Source organism: Xenorhabdus eapokensis (assembly GCF_001908105.1).
Genome location: NZ_MKGQ01000010.1, coordinates 108,836 through 130,710 on the forward strand (window position 1 = coordinate 108,836; position 21,875 = coordinate 130,710).

Below are 21,875 nucleotides of genomic sequence, written 5' to 3' on the forward strand. Positions count from 1 at the left end.
GTGGACTGATCGCTTACTGCCTTAAATTGAAAAAACCATCACTGGAAGTTTTCTATTCAGAAGACGCTGTTCCAATGATGGCTTAAGCAGAATTCGGGTTCTTTAGCAACAACCCTGTTGACATTTATCGTTGGGTTCCCACCATCTGAGATGGTTCCTTATTTATTCATCCGCTAATACAACAGTGTTGTTAATTGTATTACAATCTAATCCGTATTAAGTAACGTCTGAAAAAGAGATATTTAGTTACAACATACTTATAAGGATCTTCAAAACATGCCATCCAAAAAATCGAATCCATCTTGATTTATTTATGAATTTCAATAGGAAAAGAACAATTATGATATGTTTTTTTCAGTCTGCCTCCTGTAAGGATTAAATAGGAGACAGACCAATGGAGATTTAAGATTTTTTATTATTCGGTTTTATCCGTATATTCACAAAGATCCTCAATAATACAGGAGCCACAGCGCGGCTTACGGGCGATACAGGTATAGCGACCATGCAAAATCAACCAATGATGGCAATCAACTTTGAATTCGGATGGTACAACTTTCAATAAATTCTTTTCGACCTCATCAACATTCTTTCCTGGTGCAAATTGAGTTCGGTTGCTGACGCGAAAAATATGTGTATCAACGGCGATGGTTGGCCAACCAAAAGCAGTATTCAAAACAACATTAGCAGTTTTTCGACCGACACCTGGCAACGCTTCTAGTGCTGCGCGATCTTCCGGTACTTCTCCTTGATGTTTTTCCAGCAATATTCGGCAAGTTTTGATCACATTTTCAGCTTTAGTGTTATATAAGCCAATGGTTTTTATATACTCCTTTAAACCATCAACACCCAGGTTAAGGATCGCCTGCGGGGTATTGGCAATGGGATATAGTTTTGCCGTTGCCTTATTCACGCTGACATCGGTAGCCTGCGCAGATAGTAATACGGAAATCAGTAACTCGAATGGGGAGTTAAACACCAGCTCAGTAGTAGGATGTGGATTGTTATCCCGTAAACGGGTGAGTATCTCAATCCGTTTTTGTTGATTCATATCTGGTTACTCTTCAGCCTCTTGTCATATGGCTTCCACAGCCTTTTTCTACGTTATACTGACGTTTTTTATTTTCTGCCCGATGTCTGATGCGTTCATCAATGATATATTTTCCTGCCAGCATCAAACCTAATCCAATAAAAGCCCCCGGTGGCAGAATGGCGAGCAGGAAAGGGGAGTCCAGATGAATTATTTCGATACGTAGTGATTTAGCCCAACTGCCCAGCAATAAATCCGCACCATCAAAAATAGTCCCATTCCCCAAAATTTCTCGCATAGCACCCAATACAAATAAGGCGAAAGTTGCACCCAGTCCCATTGAAAGGCCATCGATCGTCGAGTGGTAAACCGAATTCTTTGATGCATAGGCTTCGGCACGACCAATCACGATACAGTTAGTCACAATCAAAGGAATAAAAATTCCCAGTGATTCATAGAGGCCGAAAGCAAAAGCATTGATTAACATTTGGACAGCACTGACGACAGACGCAATTATCATCACATAAATTGGGATACGGATTTCATGGGGTACCCAACGACGTAAGGCTGACACGGCCATATTGGTACTTATCAAAACCAGTGTTGTTGCTAATCCTAATCCTAAGGCATTGGTTGCTGTGGAGGAAACCGCCAATAAAGGGCAAAGCCCCAAAAGCTGTACCAATGCGGAGTTATTTTTCCATAGCCCCTGAATAAATAGATTCTTAGTTTCATTCATGATTATTTCTCTTCACAAGTTGGCAGGGAAGAAAGTTGTGCCGGCACGGTTTCCAGATAAAGCGCGGTTCGTTTAACGGCATTGACAACCGCACGCGGTGTAATCGTTGCACCCGTAAATTGGTCAAACTCTCCGCCATCTTTTTTGACCGCCCAATTGTGATCATCCTTTGACATTATTTTTTTACCAGAGAAAGCATAGATCCAATTGGAAATTCTGGTCTCTATTTTATCTCCCAAACCGGGTGTTTCATGGTGTTCAGTGACACGAACCCCCAACACGCCGCCAGAAAAATCAGCCCCAACCAGTAATTGGATTGCACCGGAATAACCATCAGGTGCGGTACTTTCTAACGCAGCGGCGACCGGAATACCTTGTTTACGGGCGAGGTAAAGGCGGTGAGGTTGTTCATTGCCTAGTGCATTGTTGGTTACTAGATAGCATTCATTTTGCATATCATTGTCGTATAAAGCAGGAGGAACAACTTGATCCAATAATACTTTATGCTGTAATGCAGCTTGTTCGGCAATCCGATCTTTTGTCAACGAATAAACAATTGCTGTTAACCCTGTCGTAAATGCCGCGAAGATTGCGAGGGTAATACCGTGACGACGCATCGTTTCTAACATAGCACTTTCTCTTTTCCTATTTATGGCCGTAAGCACGAGGCTGGGTGTAATGGTCAATAAGTGGTACACATATATTTGCCAATAATACCGCAAATGCAACAGCGTCAGGATAACCACCATAAACACGAATTATCCAAATAAGCCCACCAATAATGGCTCCGTAAATCAAGCGACCTTTTGGTGTTGTTGCTGCGCTAACGGGATCAGTTGCAATAAAAAATGCACCTAACATGGTTGCACCGGAAAAGAGTTGCAATAAAGGCGGTGAATAACGAGTGGGATCAAGGAGCCAACTAATCAATGCACAAATACCCAGTGACAAAATAAATGCAGTTGGGATTTGCCAGTTAATGATTTTTCGGTTGAGCATAATCAAGCCGCCAACCAAATAAGCAATGTTAACCCATTGCCAGCCAATACCTGCTAAAACGCCTTGTAATATAGGCTGTTGCAATACTTCATCAATGTTGTGAGTCAACCTGCCAGTTTTGAAACTGTCCAGCGGTGTTGCTTGGCTCAATCCGTCAATGCCTTGTTGCAGTTGTAACAAAGTGGAGCCATCTGGCGTATGTCCTGTGAAAATGACCATCAGACTATCCCACGGTGTTAAGGTGAATGTCTGTAAAGATTCTGGGGGCATCCAACTGGTCATTTGTATTGGGAATGAGATCAACAGAACGACATAGCCAATCATGGCCGGGTTAAACGGATTTTGTCCAAGTCCGCCATACAGATGTTTAGCAATAATGACAGCAAAAAATGTGCCGAGCACGATTAACCACCATGGTGCTAATGGTGGCAGGCTAATACCTAAAAGTAATCCTGTGACTAAAGCAGAGTTATCTTTGAGATAGGGAAGTATGAATTGTTTTTTCAACGCGATAGCGGCAGATTCAGCTAACAATGCGGTAACGACAGCCAAAAAAATCTGGAACAGTGTTCCATAGCCAAAGAAATAGGTCTGGACAGCAATGCCGGGTATGGCTGCTAAAACTACCCAAAGCATGATCCGGCTAGTGCTTTTTTGATTGTGTGTAAAAGGCGAACTTGCGACTTTTAGTTGGTTGTTGTCAGTTTTTACTGGCCTAAATTTCATCGATAAATTTCACTATTCTGTTGTAACTATTTGTTCTTCTTGAGCTTGAGCGGCTTTCTTAGCCTTGGCACGAGCAATAGCCGCCGCCACAGCCGCTTTACGAGGGTCAGCCTCTTCTGGCTTTTCGGAAACCACCTGTGGTGGAGTTGATTCAGGTTGGCTTTGCGCTGCTTTCTTAGCTTTGGCACGAGCAATAGCCGCCGCAACGGCTGCCTTGCGTGGATCTTGTTTATCATCAACGCTATTTTGTTGAGGCTCTTCTAGTGACGGTGTCACCTCTCCGCTTTGTGCTGCTTTTTTCGCTTTTGCCCTAGCTATCGCAGCAGCTAAGGCGGCTTTACGCGGATCATTGCCTTCAACCGATGTTGATGTGTCTATATCTGGTTCTGGGCTTGTAGTAATTTGTTTTTCTGCCTGACGAGCACGCAACTGTTCTTTTCTGGCTTTACGCGCCGCAATTGCGGCTGCATTGTCAGGTAATTGGTTTGATTGCACGACGATAGATTCACCGGCATTCCCCTGTTTTTCCTTCACACGGGCCAGAGCGGCTTGTACAGCGCTTTTATCGCTGCTATTGACTTGAACAGCCGCTTTCTTATGGCGTTCTTCACGAGCTAATTTTTCCCGTTCCATACGTGTTTGTTTGGCTTCAAAACGAACTTTAGCTTCAGTAGAACGGCGTGCTTCTGCTTCTATCTCCCATATTTCAGCTTTTTCCTGTCGGTAGTATTGAACCAGGGGAATATTACTTGGACAGACATAAGCACAAGCGCCGCACTCAATACAGTCAAATAAGTGGTGATTCTTGGCCTTTTCATGTTCTTGCCCACGGCTGAACCAATACAGTTGTTGCGGCAACAATCCAGCAGGGCATGCCTCAACACATAATCCACAGCGGATACACGCCTCTTCAATTGCTTTGGGTTCCATCTCTTGTCCCGACGGTGCAAGAATGCAGTTACTGATTTTGACGATAGGGACATTCAAATCAGGCAAAGTGAATCCCATTAACGGCCCACCCATGATGACCATTTGTTCTGATCCTGGGTTAAATCCAGCTTGTTGTAACAGGAAGTGAACGGGTGTGCCGAGGCGAGTCCAGAAATTACCGGGAGAAGTGATAGCTTCACCTGTTAGTGTAACCACACGCTCGATTAACGGCTCGCCATCAATAATGGCTCGTTTTATCGCCACGACTGTTCCCACGTTTTGCATAAGAACGCCGATATCAGAAGAACGACCGCCAGAAGGAACTTCTTTTCCGGTCAGGATCTTGGTGAGTTGTTTGGCACCACCAGAGGGATATTTTGTTGGAATGACGCGCACGATGATGGACTTATCACCATTAAGTGCTGCGTTTAGGGCATTAATGGCCTCAGGTTTGTTATCTTCAATGCCGATCAATACCTGCTTTGGATTAAGCAGATGCACCAAGATACGGATACCTTCAATAATTTCTTTCGCATGTTCCTGCATTAAACGGTCATCAGCGGTGATATAGGGTTCACACTCAGCCGCATTGACAATCAGAGTTTTGAGATTATGTCGTCCACCTTTAAGTTTTGTTTCAGTAGGGAAGCCAGCACCACCTAAGCCAGCAATACCGGCTTGTTGAATGCGTTGCAATATTTCACTGGCATCCAGTGTCATATAATCAGCGACTTTGTTGCGTTCTCCCCATTGATCTTTACCATCAGGGCGCAACCTGACACACAATTCTTTTAACCCGGAAGGGTGTGCGGTAACACAAGGTTCAATTGCGATAATTGTTCCAGATGTGGAAGCATGAACAGGTACTGTTCTACCCATTCCAAGCGTTAAAGCCTGACCTTTCAATACATTATCGCCCGCTTTAACGAGTAATTCGCCTCCTGGCCCCAAATGTTGCTGTAAGGGGATGATTAATTCATTCGGCAATGGAGCCTGGCGTAATGGGGTGCAACTAGATTGCAACTTCATTTCTGGTGGATGGATGCCGCCATCAAAATCCCAGATTTTATTTTTGTTAAGCAAGTTGAACAGATTAAACATGGGTTTTAACCTCAACAGGCTTAACAGGGTAGAGCAAAGTAGGTTCTGGTGTTACGGGAATATTTTTTACTGGAATGGTGTTTAAATCCCATTTCCAATTTGAGGTAGTAGTAGCAACGGGGATCATCGTAATGCAATCGGTTGGGCAAGGTGCGACACACAGGTCACAACCTGTGCAGAGATCTTCAACAACGGTGTGCATGGCACGGTTTGCACCAATAATGGCATCCACAGGGCAAGCCTGGATGCATTTTGTGCAGCCTATGCAATTTTCTTCATCAATGAAAGCCACTTTTCTGGCTGGATTTTGAACGCTATCGTCGCCATCTAACGGTTGTGGATCAACCCCCAGTAATCCAGAGATTTTGAGCATAACTTGCTCTCCACCAGGGGCGCATTTATTGATCATCTCACCGTTATTGGCAACTGCTTCCGCGTAGGGGCGACAACCCGGATAACCGCACTGTCCACACTGACTTTGGGGTAATAGGTTGTCGATATTTTCAACAATCGGATCTTCTTCTACTTTAAAACGGCGGGCAGCAAAACCAAGAATTAAGCCAAAGGCTAATCCGAGTATGCTTAACACGCCGATAGCAATCCATAATGACATCATTAGAATTTCACCAAACCACTAAAGCCCATAAATGCGAGGGACATTAACCCGGCAGTAATAAGCCCTATCGATGAACCACGAAAAGGGACAGGAATATTGGCAACGGCCAAACGTTCTCGAATGCCGGCAAACAACACCATGACGAGGGAAAAACCTGCGGCAGCGCTGAATCCATATACAGCAGATTGCAAAAAACCGTGGGATTGATTGACATTCAACAACGCAACACCAAGTACAGCACAGTTGGTTGTAATCAGAGGCAAGAATATTCCTAACAGGCGATAAAGCGTCGGGCTGGTTTTGCGGACGACCAATTCAGTAAACTGAACGACAACTGCAATAACGAGAATAAAGCTCAAAGTTCGCAAATAAACCAAATCAAGCGGGACAAGAATAAAGGTGTTTACCAGCCATGCGCAGATAGAGGCCAGGGTAAGAACAAAAGTTGTTGCCAGCCCCATACCGATAGCGGTTTCGAGTTTTTTGGACACGCCCATAAATGGGCATAGACCCAAGAATTTTACTAAAACAAAATTATTGACCAGAACTGTGCCAATAAATAACAAAAGGTATTCAGTCATTGCTATACCTGAAAATAAGATATTGGAAAATGGAACACTGCTTACGTAGTTTGAGTAGAAATTCCCCACTTGAATGTGGGGAAGCGGGGCAATGATAACAATCAATTGTGGGGTATGTTATCGATCTTGTGTGAAAGTCATTTTCACTCGATGGGAGCGTTTCATATAAGGAATGAAAACGGCGGCAGCCAGTAATGGCCATAATAAGGAGCGTATTGCCATTTCATCAGAAATGGGAGAAAAGGCGAAAGCTTTTATCGCTATCAGCACGGAAACCATCAGCCAAATAATAAAACTACGAGGGAATCGTCTCGAACGAATAAAAAGTAGTTTCAATACCCATACAGTAAAAAACCACATCATTGCCGTGGTTAATACCGAGGTATACCACAACGCCGTAAAATTGCCCCCAATTTGGTGAATAGCCTCGTTTTTATGAATAAATGTCATTACATATAGCAGTAACATCAAACTGGCAGCAATTAATGTCATGATTAGATAGGCGGCAGGCGCTAATAACCAGCCATTAATACGATAATAATCATTGGACTGATACATAAGAAGTTTTCACTCCGTCATGAGTGTTTTTGATATTAGAAAAATGATTATAGGAAAAAGATAATAGTACTGGAATCAGGATTATTTGCTAACGTGTGAGAGGTGGTGATACTTTCTGATGCCTGATTCCTCGTTTACGATATTACGATCATTTTTCAGAGGCAGTTATGAGTGATTTTTTAAAAGTTGGTTTGGTCGGTTACGGTTATGCAAGTAAAACGTTCCATGCTCCATTGATTGCAGGAACACCCAATATTGAATTGGTTGCCATTTCCAGCAGTGATGCAGATAAAGTTAAAAAAGACTGGCCAACAATATCAGTCGTTTCCTCACCGGAAGAACTTTTCATTGATCCCAACATTGACCTTATTGTGATCCCAACACCCAATGACACTCACTATCCATTGGCACAACAGGCACTGGCAGCCGGTAAACATGTAGTCGTTGATAAGCCTTTTACTATTACGGTAGAACAAGCCCAATCATTGAAAAAGCAAGCAGAAGAAGCCAATTTATTATTGTCTGTATTCCATAATCGGCGTTGGGATTCTGGTTTTCTAACGGTGAAATCAATTATCAAAGAAAATAAATTGGGAGCCCTGAAATATTATGAATCCCATTTTGATCGTTATCGCCCCGTTGTTCGTCAGCGCTGGCGTGAAGCAGCCGGAACGGGTAGTGGCATCTGGTATGATTTAGCTCCTCATTTACTGGATCAGGCAGTTCAACTTTTTGGCAAACCACAAGCTATTACAACAGATTTAGGCATGATGCGTCCAAATGCAGAGACTGCGGATTATTTTCATGCACAACTCACCTATTCTGATTTGAAAGTTGTATTACATGCCACCATGCTTGCAGCGGCAGAATCACCTATTTATACATTGCATGGTATGGTTGGTAGTTATACCAAGTATGGGCTAGACCCTCAGGAAGAGCGCTTAAAGGCAGGGGAAAGGCCACCACGGGCAGACTGGGGATATGATGCACGAGATGGTTATGTGACGTTGTCACAAAATGATAACTTGGTTACGCAAGTTGTTCCTACTGTGCCTGGCAACTATGGTGCTTATTATGCTGCTATTCGTGATGCGATTTTGTTTGGAAAGCCGAATCCGGTGACTGCCAGCGAAGCTATTTTGATTATGAAACTTATTGAAGCTGGCGAAAAATCGGCAAAAGAACAGCGCACAATCTTAATTGACTAATTAAACCGTGGCAGGTGAACAAGGGGAATTTGTATTGATGAACGTGTTGCAAAAATTAAGAATTGATCCTTTTTTAGTTACATTGATTACGGTTGTCATCATTGCATCATTTTTTCCTTGTGAAGGTGAAGCTAAAAAGGGGTTTCAGCACTTAACAACAGCCGCGATTGCATTATTATTTTTTATGCATGGAGCAAAATTATCCCGTAATGCCATTTTGGCAGGGATAGGGCATTGGCGGTTGCATTTGGTGATTTTCACGAGCACTTTTATTTTGTTTCCCATATTGGGTATGGGATTAAGTTTCATCGTGCCAGAGTGGATGTCACCAACAGTTTATATGGGCTTTCTTTATCTTTGTGCTTTACCTGCCACGGTACAATCGGCTATTGCTTTTACTTCCGTTGCCGGGGGAAATGTTGCTGCGGCGATATGCAGTGCTTCCGCTTCAAGTCTATTAGGCGTATTCCTGTCGCCATTATTGGTTGGCTTTTTGATCCAAACTCATGAGGGAGGTGCTCAAACTGATACCTGGAAAGCGATAAAAGATATTATCTTGCAGTTGATGGTGCCTTTTATTGTTGGGCACTTATCGCGTCCCTTGATTGCCGGTTGGGTGGAAAAACATAAAAAATTGGTCAACATGACGGATCGTTCTTCTATTTTGCTGGTGGTTTATGTTGCATTTAGCGAGGCAGTGGTGGAAGGTATTTGGCATAAAATTGATACTTATTCACTTCTTATGATTGGGATCGTCTGCTGTGTTTTATTAGCTATTGTATTAATAATTAATGTATATAGCTCGCGTTTGCTGGGTTTTGGTAAAGATGACGAAATCACTATTGTGTTTTGTGGTTCGAAAAAGAGTCTGGCTAATGGCGTACCAATGGCGAATGTATTATTTCCCGCCTCAATGGTAGGTGTGATGCTGTTACCTTTGATGATTTTTCACCAGATCCAATTGATGGTTTGTGCTGTTCTTGCTCAACGTTATGCACAGCGCTTAAAAACAGAAAAGGCAGAGTAACCCTCTGCCTTTGGAATAAAATAGCCTGGAATAATAAATAGTGTTTTTAGCGGTTGGCGACTTTTGCTTTCAGCGCCTGTTTTTCTGCTTCACTAAGGAATGCTGTTGCTAATCCATTAATCTGCGCCTGTCGGATCTGCGCTGGAGACAGTCCTGCTGCTGGCGCAGCAACATTATATTCATGGCGAATTTCAACGCCTTCTACTGCCGGATCATCTGTATTGATTGATGCCAAAATACCGTGCTCAAGGAATTGTTTTAGCGGGTGAGCAGGCAAGGAACTGACTGTGCTGGTTTGCACGTTTGATGTCAGGCAGGATTCAATACCGATGCCATGTGCAGCCAAATAATCCATTAGGGTTGGATCAGTAATTGCTTTAACGCCATGTCCAATACGCGTTGCGCCCAATTCACGAATGGCGTGCCAGATGCTTTCTGCACCTGCGGCTTCACCTGCATGTACACTGATATGCCAGCCCGCATCGCGCGCTCGGATAAAGTGTTGTTCAAAGAGATGTCCTGGGAAACCTAACTCATCGCCAGCCAGATCTAATGCGGTGATATGTTGTTTATGGGCAAGAAGTCCAGCAAGTTCTTCGGTGCAAGCTTTTTCCCCAAATGTTCTACTGAGGATACCAATTAAACGGATCTGGATATCATGTTGCTGGCTCGCTGAGTGAATGCCATCGATCACGGCTTCCACGACGCCTTCAACAGGAAGCTGATGTTTCATAGCCATGTAATATGGGGAGAAACGCAGTTCAGCATAATCAAGACCGGCATTGACCGCATCTTCAACGTTTTCAATGGCAACTCTGCGACACGCTTCTAAATCGGCAAGAACAGTCACGCCCCAGTCCAATTTTTGCAGAAAGCTGACAAGGTTAGGTTCATTTTCAATGATTTGGACATGGGGACGTAATGCTTCCAGCTCATAAGCTGGGAGTGGGATATTATGTTGACGAGCAAGATCCAAAATAGTTTTAGGACGGATATTACCGTCAAGGTGACGGTGTAGATCAGTGAGTGGAAGCTGTATGTCAATCATTTTCTTATCCTTCTTATTAAATTTATATATACAAAAAAGCCAGCCAATGTTGTTGACTGGCAAAAAAGTGAAAGCACTATTCTACAAGGCCATTATCAAGCAGGAATTGATGTAAGTTGGACTCTTGGTTGTTTAATTTGACTTTATCATTGGCGTAATGGAAGTTAAGACCAATGATACCATCTTTATCAGTAAGGATTTTGTATTTAACTCCTCCTAGAGTAATCATATTAACTTGTTGTTCTGCTTGTGCTTCTGCGGTCGCTTTATCCTTACCATCTAGCATCGCTGACTGCGCAATAGATTCTATCAGCATGGCTTTCGGTACATTAACATGCAAGGACAACTCTTGAATCAGAGTACGAACCATTTCTTCCGGTTCCATCAGTTGCAATGCACTTTTATCTTCTGGAATATTTTGTAAGGAAAGTTTGAAATCTACTGAACTCTCGCCTTTGCTATTTTTCCAACTAAAAGGAGAAATGCTGAATTGTGGATTGTTATTCAGAAGGAGATGTAAATTACTGAGAATTGCTAAGGAGGTCATATCATCAGATGCTTCATTCGTAGCCAAAGCTTCTTTTGCCGCATCATTATAGGCTTGGGTAAATTTACGTGCAGACTGGCCATCCAGTTTTTCCATGCCCAGAGCTAACTTACCAGAACCAAAATCTATATCTTTAATCTTGACACCATCAATGCTATAAGCGATTTTGATGTTCAGATTGTCTTTATCCTCACCTAAATTGGATGTCACTTTTATCCCTTTAAGAGAGACATTTGGCTCATTAGGAATTCCATTCATGCTGAATTCGCCAATGCTGTAGCGTTGATCTCCGGTATAGATATCAAATTTACCTTTTTTATTATCTGATTTAAAATCAATGTCTTTAAGTGCAATGGTCTCTTTTTTGATAGGATCACTGAAAGAGAGTTCATCACTTTTGACTGTGAATGAAAGTTCACTCAAATCATGATTAATGTCGGCACTGATTTTTGCTCCTGAGAATGATAGAACCCGTTGGTCACCATTTTCTTTAGTTTCCGTATGGTTAATAGGGATCAGGTCAATGTTAGCAGAGAGTGAGCGGCCATAACTGACTTTCGCATCTAAGTTAAACAGTGATTTTTCGTTTGTGAAATTAAATAGTGTTTTTAGTGCATCATTTTTTTCAAGTTCTGCGTGAATAGAGGCCATTTGAGGTATCAGGTTAAATGCCTTCAGGTTAGTCATGGGAAATGGCCCATGATCGATCGTCGATTTTAAAATGATTTCTTCATTTGGCGGAATGTCGGCATTTTTTACACCATTTTTGATGGTTAGGATCAAGCGGACATCAGAGCTGAAAATACCTCGTTTGAAATCTTTTGCTTGCCATTCTATGCCACTTTCAGGAAACGATTTGTCCAGTTCAGTGTTTGCCTTTTTTACAAAGCTATCTAAACGATCTTCAAGTTTCTTACCTGTATACCATGATGCTCCTGTCCATACAGCACCCAGAGCAACCACAATGCTTACTGCAACTAACGATTTTTTCATGTAGAAATCCCATCCTTTTAACGCATATACATGGGCGTATTATGCATTTTGTATTTATGTCAAAGTTCACTGAAAATATGATTAACAATCAAATAAATAATCATAACTATATGAATATAATAAAATTAATTAAACACCTTGGCTATTCTCCCCTTACCATAAACAGTGACGTTTTTTTCGATAGCGGGCAAAAAGATTGATTCGCCTGAGAGTAATTTCAACTGCTGCTTATCAGTGCTGATAACCGCTTGCCCTTCAACACAAAATAGAATTGATGCTGAATTATTTTCCAATGAGATTGGTTGTTCTGAAACAGAATAAACAGAAAAACAAAAATCATTAACAGGAACAGGGTAATTCAGCGCATCTTTTTCCTGTCTTGGCACGGTTAGCAAAGTATCGACAGCTTTTGGAATAAAATCCAGATTAGACATTAATTCAGAAACATCAATATGCTTGCTGGTTAATCCGGCTCGCAATACATTGTCAGAATTAGCCATAACTTCCAGGGCAACGCCGTCAAGGTAGGCATGCGGAGTGCGGGCATATAAAAACATCGCCTGACCGGATTCGAGTTCAACGATATTGAGTAAGAGCGGAGCAAACAGTCCATTATCATCGGGATAAAACGAGGTCATTTTTTTGATGGTATCCCACGGTTCGCCCTGATGACAGTTTAATGCTGACTTTAAGACTGACATCGCCAAATGCTTTTGTTCGCCTTGCATATTCAATAACTGTGAAAACAAGAACGACAGATTTTGTTCAGTTGGTTGCTGGAGGAATGTTTGAATATCTGGATGTGCAGCAGAAACATAATCCAATAATTGCGTGATCTCAGATAAAGGCCTAAAAGCATTCATGGCCTTGAACGGTGTCAGCGCATAGACCAGTTCAGGTTTGTGGTTATCGTCTTTATAGTTGCGTTGTGCTGAATCTAACGGTATCCCTTGAGCATTTTCTTTGGCAAAACCTATTTCTGCTGATTTCTTATCAGGATGCACTTGAATAGATAATGGCTGAGCTGCACACAATACCTTGAACAAGAAAGGTAACCGCTGGAATTGTTGAGTCACTTTTTTTCCAAGGTATTTTTCTGGTTCTTTATCGATCAAAGTATTCAAGGCAATAGTTTCACCCGTTTTAGGATCCGTTACCAGCGAACTACATTTTGGATGTGCTCCCATCCATAGTTCTGCCATTGGCTGATTATCGGGGTTCTCGATACCATAAATATCCGTCAGAGCGGTTTTACTTCCCCAGTCATAATGTTGAACTTTGTTGGTCATTTTCAGCATGGCGGAATTTCCTATAATAAAAACTAACTTATTTATATGACAACAATACAATAAACACGGTTAGGTCGCATTATCGATAATGAATTTATGGCATGATAAAAGAATGCCGACTAATTTATCTGCAAAGTTTGTTCCGGCGTGTTCAATTATTCTGTGTGCTAAGGAGATAGTAATGGCAGCCACTCGCATTGAAAAAGACTCAATGGGACCTATCGAAGTACCTGCTGACCAATTATGGGGGGCGCAAACTCAGCGCTCACTGGAGCATTTCCGCATTTCTCAGGAAAAAATGCCTGTTGCATTGATTCATGCCCTGGCATTGACTAAACAAGCAGCGGCCAGCGTTAATATGGACCTAGGCCTTCTGCCTCAAGAACGTGGCGAAGCAATTATCGCTGCGGCGAAAGAGGTGTTGGAAGGTAAACATCCAACAGAATTCCCTCTTGCTATCTGGCAGACTGGTTCGGGAACCCAAAGCAACATGAACATGAATGAAGTGTTGGCGAACCGTGGTAGTGAGATCCTTGGGGGTAAAAGGGGCAATGAACGCCTGATTCACCCTAATGATGATGTTAACAAAAGCCAAAGCTCTAATGACGTTTTCCCAACAGCCATGCATGTTGCAGCAGTCACTGCATTACGTGAGCATCTATTACCAGAGTTAAAAATATTACAAAAGACTCTGGCAGATAAAGCGGAAGCATTTAAAGATATCGTAAAAATTGGTCGTACTCACTTACAAGATGCAACTCCATTGACCTTAGGCCAAGAGGTTTCCGGCTGGGCAGCTATGTTGACGCATAACCTAAAACACATTGAAGATAGTATTCCTCATGTGTGTGAACTGGCACTGGGTGGTACTGCGGTAGGAACTGGTCTGAATACTCATCCTGAATATGCTGTTCGTGTTGCGCAGAAAATTGCTGAATTATCTGGTCATCCTTTTGTCACTTCGCCGAATAAATTTGAATCCCTGGCAACTTGCGACGCACTGGTTCACTCACACGGTGCACTGAAAGGTTTGGCTGCATCATTGATGAAAATTGCTAACGATGTTCGTTGGTTGGCTTCTGGCCCTCGTTGTGGTATTGGTGAAATTTCCATTCCTGAAAATGAGCCAGGCAGCTCCATTATGCCAGGCAAAGTGAACCCAACCCAATGTGAAGCGATGACCATGTTATGTGCCCAGGTTATGGGTAACGATGTGGCGATCAATATTGGTGGTTTGTCTGGTAACTTTGAACTGAACGTATTCCGCCCTATGGTTATTGATAACTTCCTGCAATCCATTCGATTGCTGGCGGATGGCATGCGTAGTTTCAATGAGCACTGCGCTATTGGTATTGAACCTAACCGTGATCGCATCACCCAATTGCTGAATGAATCACTGATGCTGGTAACGGCATTAAATACTCATATCGGTTATGATAAGGCTGCTGAAATTGCTAAAAAAGCACATAAAGAGGGCCTGACTCTGAAACAGTCAGCTCTCCAGTTAGGCTATTTAACTGAAGTTGAATTCGATGAGTGGGTTCGTCCAGAAGATATGGTTGGCAGCATGAAATAATGCTTGTGATATAAGCAAAAACGCAAAAAAACCGGAGTAAGGGTTCTCCGGTTTTTTTATACCTTAAATTTCTTTGTAAAGATGTAAACGAGGAATAACCAATTCAAGTGGCTTTGCTTTGGGTTTATGTTTATGTTTGATTGTGTTGACATTGTAGTTAGGCAAGGTGCCGATTTTGGGCTTGGTTTCACTATCTTCGGTGTAAAAAACAATTAAAGGAACTGGACAGGCATATTGAACTTGCTTCTGTATTTCTGAATACCATACACGGGTAATAGGTTGTACTTTTACTGGCCGTTTTATTTTTAATACCACATCATCGGGTAATTTTTGAATATCTGTGATCTCTAATGCTACCAATGCTGCCCATTGATCGCTGGAATAGGGTGGGACTGCTCTTCCGGCATTGTAACTTTTTTCCAGCCTTTCCAGAATTTGTTGCTTGGTGACTCTATTAATAATGTTCTTATTCGCCCATCCAAAATTAATGGAGTCAGGTTCCAATAGGGGAGTGATAGTACGATAGGCATTTAGGGTAATAAGGCCGCGTAAATGGTCGTGAACAAATTCAAATCGTTGTTCTTTGCTGACACCTGATTCTTTGGTAACGATATTTTCTAACTCTACTTTTAATTGGTTTACTTCATTAATGACTTTCATTGCTTCTTGATATTGCTGGTGGTTTACAGAAAAACACAAGGCACCTGGCAAACGGCTCGCCGCTTTACTACTGATATTAGGATTATTATGGTGTATGAAGAGCTTCTGGTAGAAGCATAAACCTACATTAAGTGCTTCGTTTCCTTGTAGTGGATTGACCATAATTTCGGTTATTTGTTCATGCTCTTCACCTTTTTCTATTTTCGGTAATTCAAATACCCGCGCATCAATAATTTGATAATTCATTAACAACTTAACCAATTCAGATAGTTTTTCTTCTTGTTTTTTAAAGGAAGTTGTAAGTGATTCTATTGAAAAATACGTATTCATGATTGTTCTCAACTGTTGTCGACTATACGTAACCTTATTTAGTTACAACATACTTTAATATAAAACAACCCCCAAAAAATATCTACCACATACTTCAAAAGCTAACTAAAAGAGAAAATGGCTATTGCGAAATAATTTAGCATTGTGATAAAAAATTAATAACACGTTAATTGAAAATCAGATGATCATCTGATTGATAGAGTGGGTCATACACTAAGGTCGTTAAATATGAAAAGATTAGTTAAACCATTGAATTCCTTTAAAAAGGTCATGGATACATTATTACCATACTCTGAATTAATCACGACCGATTTATCAACACAAGGAAAACTAATTAAAATAGAGAGTGAATTTGCTAAGTTTTTTTTGTTAGAACAAGGATATGTCAATATACGCAGAATTAACGATAACTTAATCATTGCTACGCTTTTTTCACCTTACTTAATCGGTTTATCTTTCTATTCCGGAGCCGAAATTTATTACTCCATTGAAATAGGGGAAAATTGTAAAATTTATCAAATTCCTAGAGTTAGTGCATTAAATGCTATAAAGAAGCATGATCTCTATAGAGAATGGATGAGGATAATTTCCTATAAAATATCTTTCTTATATGCCAGAGATATTAGCCTCTTTCGTCATGGCAATAAAGAAGTTGTATGCAGTTTGTTATCTCGCCTGATGACCTTGCCGGAAGAATTCCGAGAAAATATTACGGCAATTAAATATATAGAGCAAAGATGCACTCTTTCACGCAGTTGTATACAGCGAGTGCTATTCGCTCTAAAAAAGGAAGGATGTATAGAAATTATTGATGGATATTTAACAAAAGTTTTAGTGTTACCGACTGAATCCTATTATTAAAACAAGATATCGCAGGCATCAGATAAGCAATGAATAATTCAGATTATTTAAATGTACTCATTAAAAAGCCGACATTCATGATATGGTTCAATAGGATGTCGGCAATCTTGTTTTATTATTTTGGTAATTTATTGAGTTTTAAGCCTACATAAAGAGCAATAAGTGTTAGTAATGAAATAAAGGCGACAACACCGTTCCATGCAAAATAGAACCAGAATATTCCACCTAATGTCCCCGCAATACTGGAACCAGAGTAATAACAGAACAAATAGAGTGATGAGGCTTGTGCTTTTGCTCGCTTGGCTCTTTGTCCTATCCATCCACTAGCAACTGCATGGGCAGCAAAAAAGCCTGTTGTCAGTATCATTACCCCCAGCATTATTGCCCAGATAGGGGAAAATAGAGTGATTATGCAACCAATCAGCATCATACCAATAGCTGCTAATAATATTTTTCCTCTCCCATGCTTGCTTGTTAGTCCCCCAGCTTTGGTTGCACTGTAAGTTCCTGTTAAATAGACAATAGATAACAAACCAACAATAGTCTGGCTTAAATGATAAGGTGTTTCTAATAATCGATAACCAATGTAGTTAAACATGGTGACAAAACTTCCCATAAGCAAAAAAGCTTCAGCAAATAGTAAGGGAAGACCTTGATCACGGAAGTGCAGCTTCAAATTGATGAGTAATGATTTAGGTTTTAATGAGCTGGATTTAAAATGCCTGGATTCCGGTAACATCTTCCAAAATGCAATGGCGGAGATTAAGGCAAATGTACCCAGTAAGATAACAGCGATCCGCCATGAATGATGATCAGCAATTATACCCGTGATCAAACGTCCACTCATTCCTCCTATTGAATTACCGCTAATATAGAGGCCGATAGATAAGGCGACATAACTGGGATGGATCTCTTCACTTAAATAAGTCATCGCAACAGCGGCAACGCCACTTAATGATAAACCCACTAGTGCACGCATAAACAAAATTCCGTGCCAGCTTGTTACGACAGAACTTAAGAGAGTAAAAATGGCGGCGGCAATAAGTGATATCACCATGACATTTTTACGGCCAAGTGCATCGGATAGAGGGCCTGTTATTAATAGACCGAGGGATAACATCCCAGTGGAAAGTGACAGAGCCAAGCTACTATTAGCTGGTGAGATCTTAAATTCATCTGACAAAATCGGCAAAATGGGTTGAACAAAATAGAGCAGTGCAAACGTTGCCAACCCAACGGCAAAGAATGAAAGAGTGACTCGCAGGTATACAGCATCTTCACGTTGAATGTAGTGCTGTTTACTTTTGTATCCTTGATTGCTCGTGTTTTCAACATCTCTTTCGACGCCAGAAACTGCTGATTTTTCACTGACGCTTTGGATTGTATTCACGCTACTTCCTTATCTATGTCAAACAAACGTTAATTACTTGATGTAGATCAAGGATAGGAATTCATGAATATTTTGTCTAATATATTAATCATTCAAAATGATACTTTAAACATATCAATAGGTGATGAATAATGACTACTAATATTGAACTCAGACACTTGCGTTACTTTATTGCTGTGGCAGAAGAGTTGCATTTTGGGCGTGCAGCAGAACGATTGAATATTTCACAACCACCATTAAGTCAGCAAATCCAGGCGCTGGAAGCGAATATAAACGCCCAATTACTGGTGCGTAATAACAGAAATGTCAATTTAACACCTGCCGGACATATGTTTCTTCAGGAAGCATATCAGATCATTTCTCAGGTTGATGCTGCGGCAACCAAAGCAGCCAGAATGCAACAAGGAGAACTAGGTGAGATCTCTATTGGCTTTACATCCACCGCGCCTTTTATGCGAAAAGTAGCGCTGAGTTTGCGTCAATTTCGAGAACGTTATCCTGATGTTGCTATTCATATGCATCAAATGAATACTAAACAGCAAATAGCGCCTTTGCAGACAGGCAGAATTGATATAGGAATTATGCGTAATACATCATTGCCTGATAATCTGGAACATCAATTACTCTTTCGTGAGCGTTTTATGTTGGCAGTATATGATGATCATCCTCTGCTGAAATACGCTAATAAAGGTGTAAATTTGGAGATGCTATCTGATTATCCACTGGTGTTTTTTGAGCGTGATGTAGGAACAGCGCTGTATGATGAAATTATTTCCCTATTAGCGAATGTAGGCGTAGTTCCGACGATTTCTCAGGAAGCGGGAGAAGCAATGACAATATTAGGGTTAGTTGCTGCGGGGTTAGGGGTAAGCATTATGACTGAATCGTTTACCCGAATGAAATTGGATGGAGTTCAATATCTGCCTTTAGCAAACAATCCTGCTTATTCCGAAGTTTGGTTGGTTAAACATAAAAATTACAATAACAGCGCTGCGGCAAATCGATTAACACATCTTTTGATTTCCAATATTGTGGATGAAGCTAATAGATAAAAATGTTCATCATAAGTAATAATCACAACAAGTTGATATTGTGGCTACCCAATTTGACAATACAGGTACATTACCTGCGGCAGCCTTAATTAAACAAGCATTAAATAACGGTGAATTACTACTTGAGCTCATGCAAGGATAACAGCCATCACGCAAAACATTGAGCTAACGCAATCCCTATCTCAAACACATCTTCTACACTCTAACCTTGCTCATTAAAGAGAGTAAGTAACCGATCAATCTGCTCTGTTATTACGGAAAAAATGAATTTATGTTAACGCGCTTATTTGTTACAGGCACGGATACCAACATCGGTAAAACAGTTGTTACCCGCGCATTATTGCAAGTCTTTAATCGTGAAGGAGCAACCGCAGTAGGATATAAACCTATTGCGATAGAAAAACATGAAACTCCGGAGGGAATACGTAATCGTGATGCCTTAGTCATACATAAATCTTCACCGATACAAGTGGATTATGAAGAAATTAATCCGGTTATTTGGGAAAACAATTATGAAGAAGAAAATCGGGCTGATTTTACTCAAATGACAAAAGGTTTAAGAAATTTAAGCTACAAAGCAGATCGTATCATTATTGAAGGTAACGGTGGTTGGCGTATGTTACTGGAAGATGGAACGTTCTATTCTGATTGGGTTGTGCAAGAAAAACTCCCCGTCATTTTGGTCGTTGGTATTCAGAGAGGCTGTGTTAACCATGCTATTCTAACTGCGCAATCCATCATGAATGATGGTGTACCACTAATCGGTTGGATTGCCAATCGCATTAATCCTGGGCTAGCACATTACGCCAAGGTATTGGAAAGGTTACGGTGTCACATACCAGCGCCACAATTGGGGGAAATACCTTATCTTCTAAGACCAGAAGAACGTGACTTATCTTGCTATCTGGATGTTTCTACGATATTGGCATTTGATAATTTATCCCCTGATGATTAAAAATAAAAGGGAGCAAGTTATGCTCCCTTTTCCCAAAGTCAGAAAGAATATTACTCTTGGCTTTTCTTATCAGAAACAGAAAGACGGATATAGACTATTTTTTGTTTACCGTGATCACAATGACCAACAACTTTTCCACTACTTGTCGTATTTTTTTCGGTAACTTGATCACTAGGGACTAAGTCAAGTCTAAAGTCCGTTTGTGAAACACCATTTTTGATAATTTTCTGCGCAATTTCTTTTTTTAAGCTTTCACATGTTATCTTCTGTGCAACTTGAGCTTGCACCGCAAAAGGAGAAAGCACTAAAAACAAAGCTCCAGTCAGTAGGATCTTTTTCACCATCATCTCCTTACCTTGATGTCAGTGTTAATTTTATTGAGGTTTAATCGGGCGACCTGTATTGACATCCAGACAACGTTTCGTGCTTGGTTCCCAATAAGCATTAATATCAGCACTTTTCAAACAGGCTTCACGATTATCAACTTCCATCTCATACTTATCAAACTCTTTCTCTTTACGGCTGTCCACTTTCTGGCGCAGTCTTCTTTGTTCATTCCATTCTTCTTTGCTTTGACGAGCCATTTCTTTACTCAAGGAAGTTTCTTCACCATTGATGGTTACACACGTGCTTTCTGACGTACAAGGCGTAGAAAATGCAGATGTCTGCCAGAAGAGAGAAAACACCAGAGCAGTAGCAGAAACACTTTTAATAACCAAAGAACGAATGTTCATTTTTGAACCTCTTTTACTATGTCACTTAAACTATAAGACTAAGCCATTTAATGGAACAGACAAAAGAAGATCAGTCCCTATGTACGCTTAAACCCGCGAATGACTGACAAACTGGCATCATTTCCAATGTATTAATATTGACGCGAGAAGGCAGGTTAGCAACCCAAAATACGGCTTCTGCAATATCATCTGCTGTCAGTGCATCGGCGCCTGCATAAGTTTTATCAACTTTTTCCTGATTACCTTTAAAACGAACATGAGAAAATTCAGTTCCTCCAACCAAACCCGGTTCAATATCGGTGACGCGAATATTTTTTCCGTGGAGGTCGGCTCTCAACCCTAAACTAAATTGTTTGACAAAGGCTTTAGTCGCACCATATACGTTACCACCAGCATAAGGCCAGCTTGCTGCGGTGGAACCAATGTTGATAATGTGTCCATGATCGGCTTGTACCATATTAGGCAGCAAAGCCCGTGTCATGTTCACTAATCCTTTAGTATTGGTATCGATCATTATTTCCCAGTCATCAGGGTTAGCCTGGTGAGCCGGTTCTAACCCTAACGCAAGCCCTGCGTTATTCACAAGAACGTCTATATGGCGTAGGTTATCTGGCAGTTTTTGAACTATTTGTTCGATTGCTATGCGATCTCTCACATCAAGTTGGATGGGGTGGAAGTTCTCGCCCAATTCATTTTTCAATTGATCTAATCTATCCTTACGGCGTCCTGTTGCGAGAACGATAGAACCATGTTTAATAAATTTTCTTGCAATTGCTTCACCGAAACCCGAAGTTGCCCCTGTCACAAAAACGATCATAACTATCCTCTTATCAATGAATTATTATCAAAATTACATTTGAATGACATGTTTTATTTATTTTATGTCAGATCAAATACCCAGAAACTATTTGCATAAAAATGCATATAA

The 21,875-nt window shown here is 41.0% G+C and carries 22 protein-coding genes; 6 read left to right on the forward strand and 16 right to left on the reverse strand.

Annotation, left to right across the window (positions count from 1 at the left end):
• Nucleotides 1-415: 415 nt before the first annotated feature.
• From nth to Xedl_RS09395, 8 genes are all read right to left on the reverse strand, one after another.
• Nucleotides 416-1,048 (reverse strand): endonuclease III, encoded by a 633-nt coding sequence (nth, locus tag Xedl_RS09365; protein ID WP_074023544.1) that lies wholly within the window; start codon nucleotides 1,046-1,048, stop codon nucleotides 416-418.
• Nucleotides 1,049-1,061: 13 nt separating this feature from the next.
• Nucleotides 1,062-1,766 (reverse strand): electron transport complex subunit E, encoded by a 705-nt coding sequence (locus Xedl_RS09370; protein WP_074023545.1) that lies wholly within the window; start codon nucleotides 1,764-1,766, stop codon nucleotides 1,062-1,064.
• Nucleotides 1,767-1,768: 2 nt separating this feature from the next.
• On the reverse strand, nucleotides 1,769-2,395 hold the full coding sequence (gene rsxG, locus Xedl_RS09375; protein WP_074023546.1) for an electron transport complex subunit RsxG: 627 nt from the start codon (nucleotides 2,393-2,395) through the stop codon (nucleotides 1,769-1,771).
• Nucleotides 2,396-2,411: 16 nt separating this feature from the next.
• Nucleotides 2,412-3,491: an electron transport complex subunit RsxD gene (gene rsxD / locus Xedl_RS23660; protein WP_083600302.1), complete on the reverse strand. Its 1,080-nt coding sequence runs from the start codon at nucleotides 3,489-3,491 to the stop codon at nucleotides 2,412-2,414.
• 12 nt (nucleotides 3,492-3,503) lie between these two features.
• Nucleotides 3,504-5,522, reverse strand: a complete 2,019-nt coding sequence (gene rsxC / locus Xedl_RS23665; protein ID WP_083600303.1) for an electron transport complex subunit RsxC — start codon at nucleotides 5,520-5,522, stop codon at nucleotides 3,504-3,506.
• Nucleotides 5,515-6,138 carry an electron transport complex subunit RsxB gene (gene rsxB / locus Xedl_RS09385; RefSeq protein WP_074023547.1) on the reverse strand — a complete coding sequence of 208 codons (624 nt, stop codon included), beginning with the start codon at nucleotides 6,136-6,138 and terminating at the stop codon, nucleotides 5,515-5,517. The genes rsxC and rsxB overlap by 8 nt, the downstream gene beginning before the upstream one ends.
• Nucleotides 6,138-6,719: an electron transport complex subunit RsxA gene (gene rsxA / locus Xedl_RS09390; protein WP_074023548.1), complete on the reverse strand. Its 582-nt coding sequence runs from the start codon at nucleotides 6,717-6,719 to the stop codon at nucleotides 6,138-6,140. Before rsxA ends, rsxB begins: the two co-directional genes overlap by 1 nt.
• A gap of 117 nt (nucleotides 6,720-6,836) precedes the next feature.
• Nucleotides 6,837-7,277, reverse strand: coding sequence for a DUF2569 domain-containing protein (locus tag Xedl_RS09395; RefSeq protein WP_074023549.1), 441 nt, complete (start codon nucleotides 7,275-7,277; stop codon nucleotides 6,837-6,839).
• A 167-nt stretch (nucleotides 7,278-7,444) separates the two neighbouring features.
• Here Xedl_RS09395 and Xedl_RS09400 point away from each other — a divergent pair, with 167 nt between their 5' ends.
• Complete coding sequence (locus Xedl_RS09400) at nucleotides 7,445-8,485, forward strand: oxidoreductase (RefSeq protein ID WP_074023550.1); 1,041 nt, start codon at nucleotides 7,445-7,447, stop codon at nucleotides 8,483-8,485.
• Nucleotides 8,486-8,522: 37 nt separating this feature from the next.
• Entirely contained in the window at nucleotides 8,523-9,512 is a 990-nt protein-coding gene (locus Xedl_RS09405) for a bile acid:sodium symporter family protein (RefSeq protein WP_074023551.1), read from the forward strand.
• Nucleotides 9,513-9,558: 46 nt separating this feature from the next.
• Here the strand turns inward: Xedl_RS09405 and add are convergent, their stop codons facing one another.
• The 3 genes from add to manA form a co-directional block, all read right to left on the reverse strand.
• Entirely contained in the window at nucleotides 9,559-10,560 is a 1,002-nt protein-coding gene (gene add, locus Xedl_RS09410) for an adenosine deaminase (protein ID WP_074023552.1), read from the reverse strand.
• A gap of 76 nt (nucleotides 10,561-10,636) precedes the next feature.
• Complete coding sequence (locus Xedl_RS09415; protein WP_074023553.1) at nucleotides 10,637-12,100, reverse strand: YdgA family protein; 1,464 nt, start codon at nucleotides 12,098-12,100, stop codon at nucleotides 10,637-10,639.
• A 125-nt stretch (nucleotides 12,101-12,225) separates the two neighbouring features.
• A complete protein-coding gene (gene manA, locus Xedl_RS09420) occupies nucleotides 12,226-13,398 on the reverse strand; it encodes a mannose-6-phosphate isomerase (protein ID WP_074023554.1) in 1,173 nt (390 codons plus the stop codon).
• Nucleotides 13,399-13,570: 172 nt separating this feature from the next.
• On the opposite strand from manA, the gene fumC reads away from it, so the two are divergent.
• Complete coding sequence (gene fumC / locus Xedl_RS09425; RefSeq protein WP_074023555.1) at nucleotides 13,571-14,965, forward strand: class II fumarate hydratase; 1,395 nt, start codon at nucleotides 13,571-13,573, stop codon at nucleotides 14,963-14,965.
• Nucleotides 14,966-15,028: 63 nt separating this feature from the next.
• Here fumC and tus read toward each other — a convergent pair whose 3' ends face one another.
• Nucleotides 15,029-15,955, reverse strand: coding sequence for a DNA replication terminus site-binding protein (gene tus, locus Xedl_RS09430; protein ID WP_074023556.1), 927 nt, complete (start codon nucleotides 15,953-15,955; stop codon nucleotides 15,029-15,031).
• Between the two features lie 228 nt (nucleotides 15,956-16,183).
• On the opposite strand from tus, the gene Xedl_RS09435 reads away from it, so the two are divergent.
• Nucleotides 16,184-16,816, forward strand: a complete 633-nt coding sequence (locus Xedl_RS09435; RefSeq protein WP_074023557.1) for a helix-turn-helix domain-containing protein — start codon at nucleotides 16,184-16,186, stop codon at nucleotides 16,814-16,816.
• A 115-nt stretch (nucleotides 16,817-16,931) separates the two neighbouring features.
• Here Xedl_RS09435 and Xedl_RS09440 read toward each other — a convergent pair whose 3' ends face one another.
• Nucleotides 16,932-18,206, reverse strand: a complete 1,275-nt coding sequence (locus Xedl_RS09440; protein WP_074023558.1) for an MFS transporter — start codon at nucleotides 18,204-18,206, stop codon at nucleotides 16,932-16,934.
• A 131-nt stretch (nucleotides 18,207-18,337) separates the two neighbouring features.
• Here Xedl_RS09440 and Xedl_RS09445 point away from each other — a divergent pair, with 131 nt between their 5' ends.
• Together Xedl_RS09445 and bioD are read left to right on the forward strand one after the other, a co-directional pair.
• A complete protein-coding gene (locus Xedl_RS09445) occupies nucleotides 18,338-19,258 on the forward strand; it encodes a LysR family transcriptional regulator (RefSeq protein ID WP_074023559.1) in 921 nt (306 codons plus the stop codon).
• A gap of 271 nt (nucleotides 19,259-19,529) precedes the next feature.
• On the forward strand, nucleotides 19,530-20,213 hold the full coding sequence (gene bioD / locus Xedl_RS09450; RefSeq protein WP_074023560.1) for a dethiobiotin synthase: 684 nt from the start codon (nucleotides 19,530-19,532) through the stop codon (nucleotides 20,211-20,213).
• A gap of 50 nt (nucleotides 20,214-20,263) precedes the next feature.
• Here bioD and Xedl_RS09455 read toward each other — a convergent pair whose 3' ends face one another.
• The 3 genes from Xedl_RS09455 to ydfG form a co-directional block, all read right to left on the reverse strand.
• Entirely contained in the window at nucleotides 20,264-20,560 is a 297-nt protein-coding gene (locus Xedl_RS09455; protein WP_339373736.1) for a DUF1161 domain-containing protein, read from the reverse strand.
• Between the two features lie 27 nt (nucleotides 20,561-20,587).
• Nucleotides 20,588-20,947, reverse strand: a complete 360-nt coding sequence (locus Xedl_RS09460; protein ID WP_074023561.1) for a DUF1283 family protein — start codon at nucleotides 20,945-20,947, stop codon at nucleotides 20,588-20,590.
• A 70-nt stretch (nucleotides 20,948-21,017) separates the two neighbouring features.
• A complete protein-coding gene (ydfG, locus tag Xedl_RS09465; protein ID WP_074023562.1) occupies nucleotides 21,018-21,764 on the reverse strand; it encodes a bifunctional NADP-dependent 3-hydroxy acid dehydrogenase/3-hydroxypropionate dehydrogenase YdfG in 747 nt (248 codons plus the stop codon).
• Nucleotides 21,765-21,875 lie beyond the last annotated feature (111 nt).

Excerpts from the sequence above, each read along its gene's own strand:
- Xedl_RS09455 (WP_339373736.1), bottom strand. The coding sequence starts at position 20,560 with ATGATGGTGAAAAAGATCCTACTGACTGGAGCTTTGTTTTTAGTGCTT.
- rsxB (WP_074023547.1), bottom strand. The coding sequence starts at position 6,138 with ATGATGTCATTATGGATTGCTATCGGCGTGTTAAGCATACTCGGATTA.
- ydfG (WP_074023562.1), bottom strand. The coding sequence starts at position 21,764 with ATGATCGTTTTTGTGACAGGGGCAACTTCGGGTTTCGGTGAAGCAATT.
- rsxA (WP_074023548.1), bottom strand. The coding sequence starts at position 6,719 with ATGACTGAATACCTTTTGTTATTTATTGGCACAGTTCTGGTCAATAAT.
- Xedl_RS09435 (WP_074023557.1), top strand. The coding sequence starts at position 16,184 with ATGAAAAGATTAGTTAAACCATTGAATTCCTTTAAAAAGGTCATGGAT.
- Xedl_RS09395 (WP_074023549.1), bottom strand. The coding sequence starts at position 7,277 with ATGTATCAGTCCAATGATTATTATCGTATTAATGGCTGGTTATTAGCG.
- rsxC (WP_083600303.1), bottom strand. The coding sequence starts at position 5,522 with ATGTTTAATCTGTTCAACTTGCTTAACAAAAATAAAATCTGGGATTTT.
- add (WP_074023552.1), bottom strand. The coding sequence starts at position 10,560 with ATGATTGACATACAGCTTCCACTCACTGATCTACACCGTCACCTTGAC.
- Xedl_RS09460 (WP_074023561.1), bottom strand. The coding sequence starts at position 20,947 with ATGAACATTCGTTCTTTGGTTATTAAAAGTGTTTCTGCTACTGCTCTG.
- tus (WP_074023556.1), bottom strand. The coding sequence starts at position 15,955 with ATGAATACGTATTTTTCAATAGAATCACTTACAACTTCCTTTAAAAAA.
- Xedl_RS09370 (WP_074023545.1), bottom strand. The coding sequence starts at position 1,766 with ATGAATGAAACTAAGAATCTATTTATTCAGGGGCTATGGAAAAATAAC.
- Xedl_RS09400 (WP_074023550.1), top strand. The coding sequence starts at position 7,445 with ATGAGTGATTTTTTAAAAGTTGGTTTGGTCGGTTACGGTTATGCAAGT.
- rsxG (WP_074023546.1), bottom strand. The coding sequence starts at position 2,395 with ATGTTAGAAACGATGCGTCGTCACGGTATTACCCTCGCAATCTTCGCG.
- Xedl_RS09445 (WP_074023559.1), top strand. The coding sequence starts at position 18,338 with ATGACTACTAATATTGAACTCAGACACTTGCGTTACTTTATTGCTGTG.
- manA (WP_074023554.1), bottom strand. The coding sequence starts at position 13,398 with ATGCTGAAAATGACCAACAAAGTTCAACATTATGACTGGGGAAGTAAA.
- rsxD (WP_083600302.1), bottom strand. The coding sequence starts at position 3,491 with ATGAAATTTAGGCCAGTAAAAACTGACAACAACCAACTAAAAGTCGCA.
- Xedl_RS09415 (WP_074023553.1), bottom strand. The coding sequence starts at position 12,100 with ATGAAAAAATCGTTAGTTGCAGTAAGCATTGTGGTTGCTCTGGGTGCT.
- nth (WP_074023544.1), bottom strand. The coding sequence starts at position 1,048 with ATGAATCAACAAAAACGGATTGAGATACTCACCCGTTTACGGGATAAC.
- bioD (WP_074023560.1), top strand. The coding sequence starts at position 19,530 with ATGTTAACGCGCTTATTTGTTACAGGCACGGATACCAACATCGGTAAA.
- Xedl_RS09405 (WP_074023551.1), top strand. The coding sequence starts at position 8,523 with ATGAACGTGTTGCAAAAATTAAGAATTGATCCTTTTTTAGTTACATTG.
- fumC (WP_074023555.1), top strand. The coding sequence starts at position 13,571 with ATGGCAGCCACTCGCATTGAAAAAGACTCAATGGGACCTATCGAAGTA.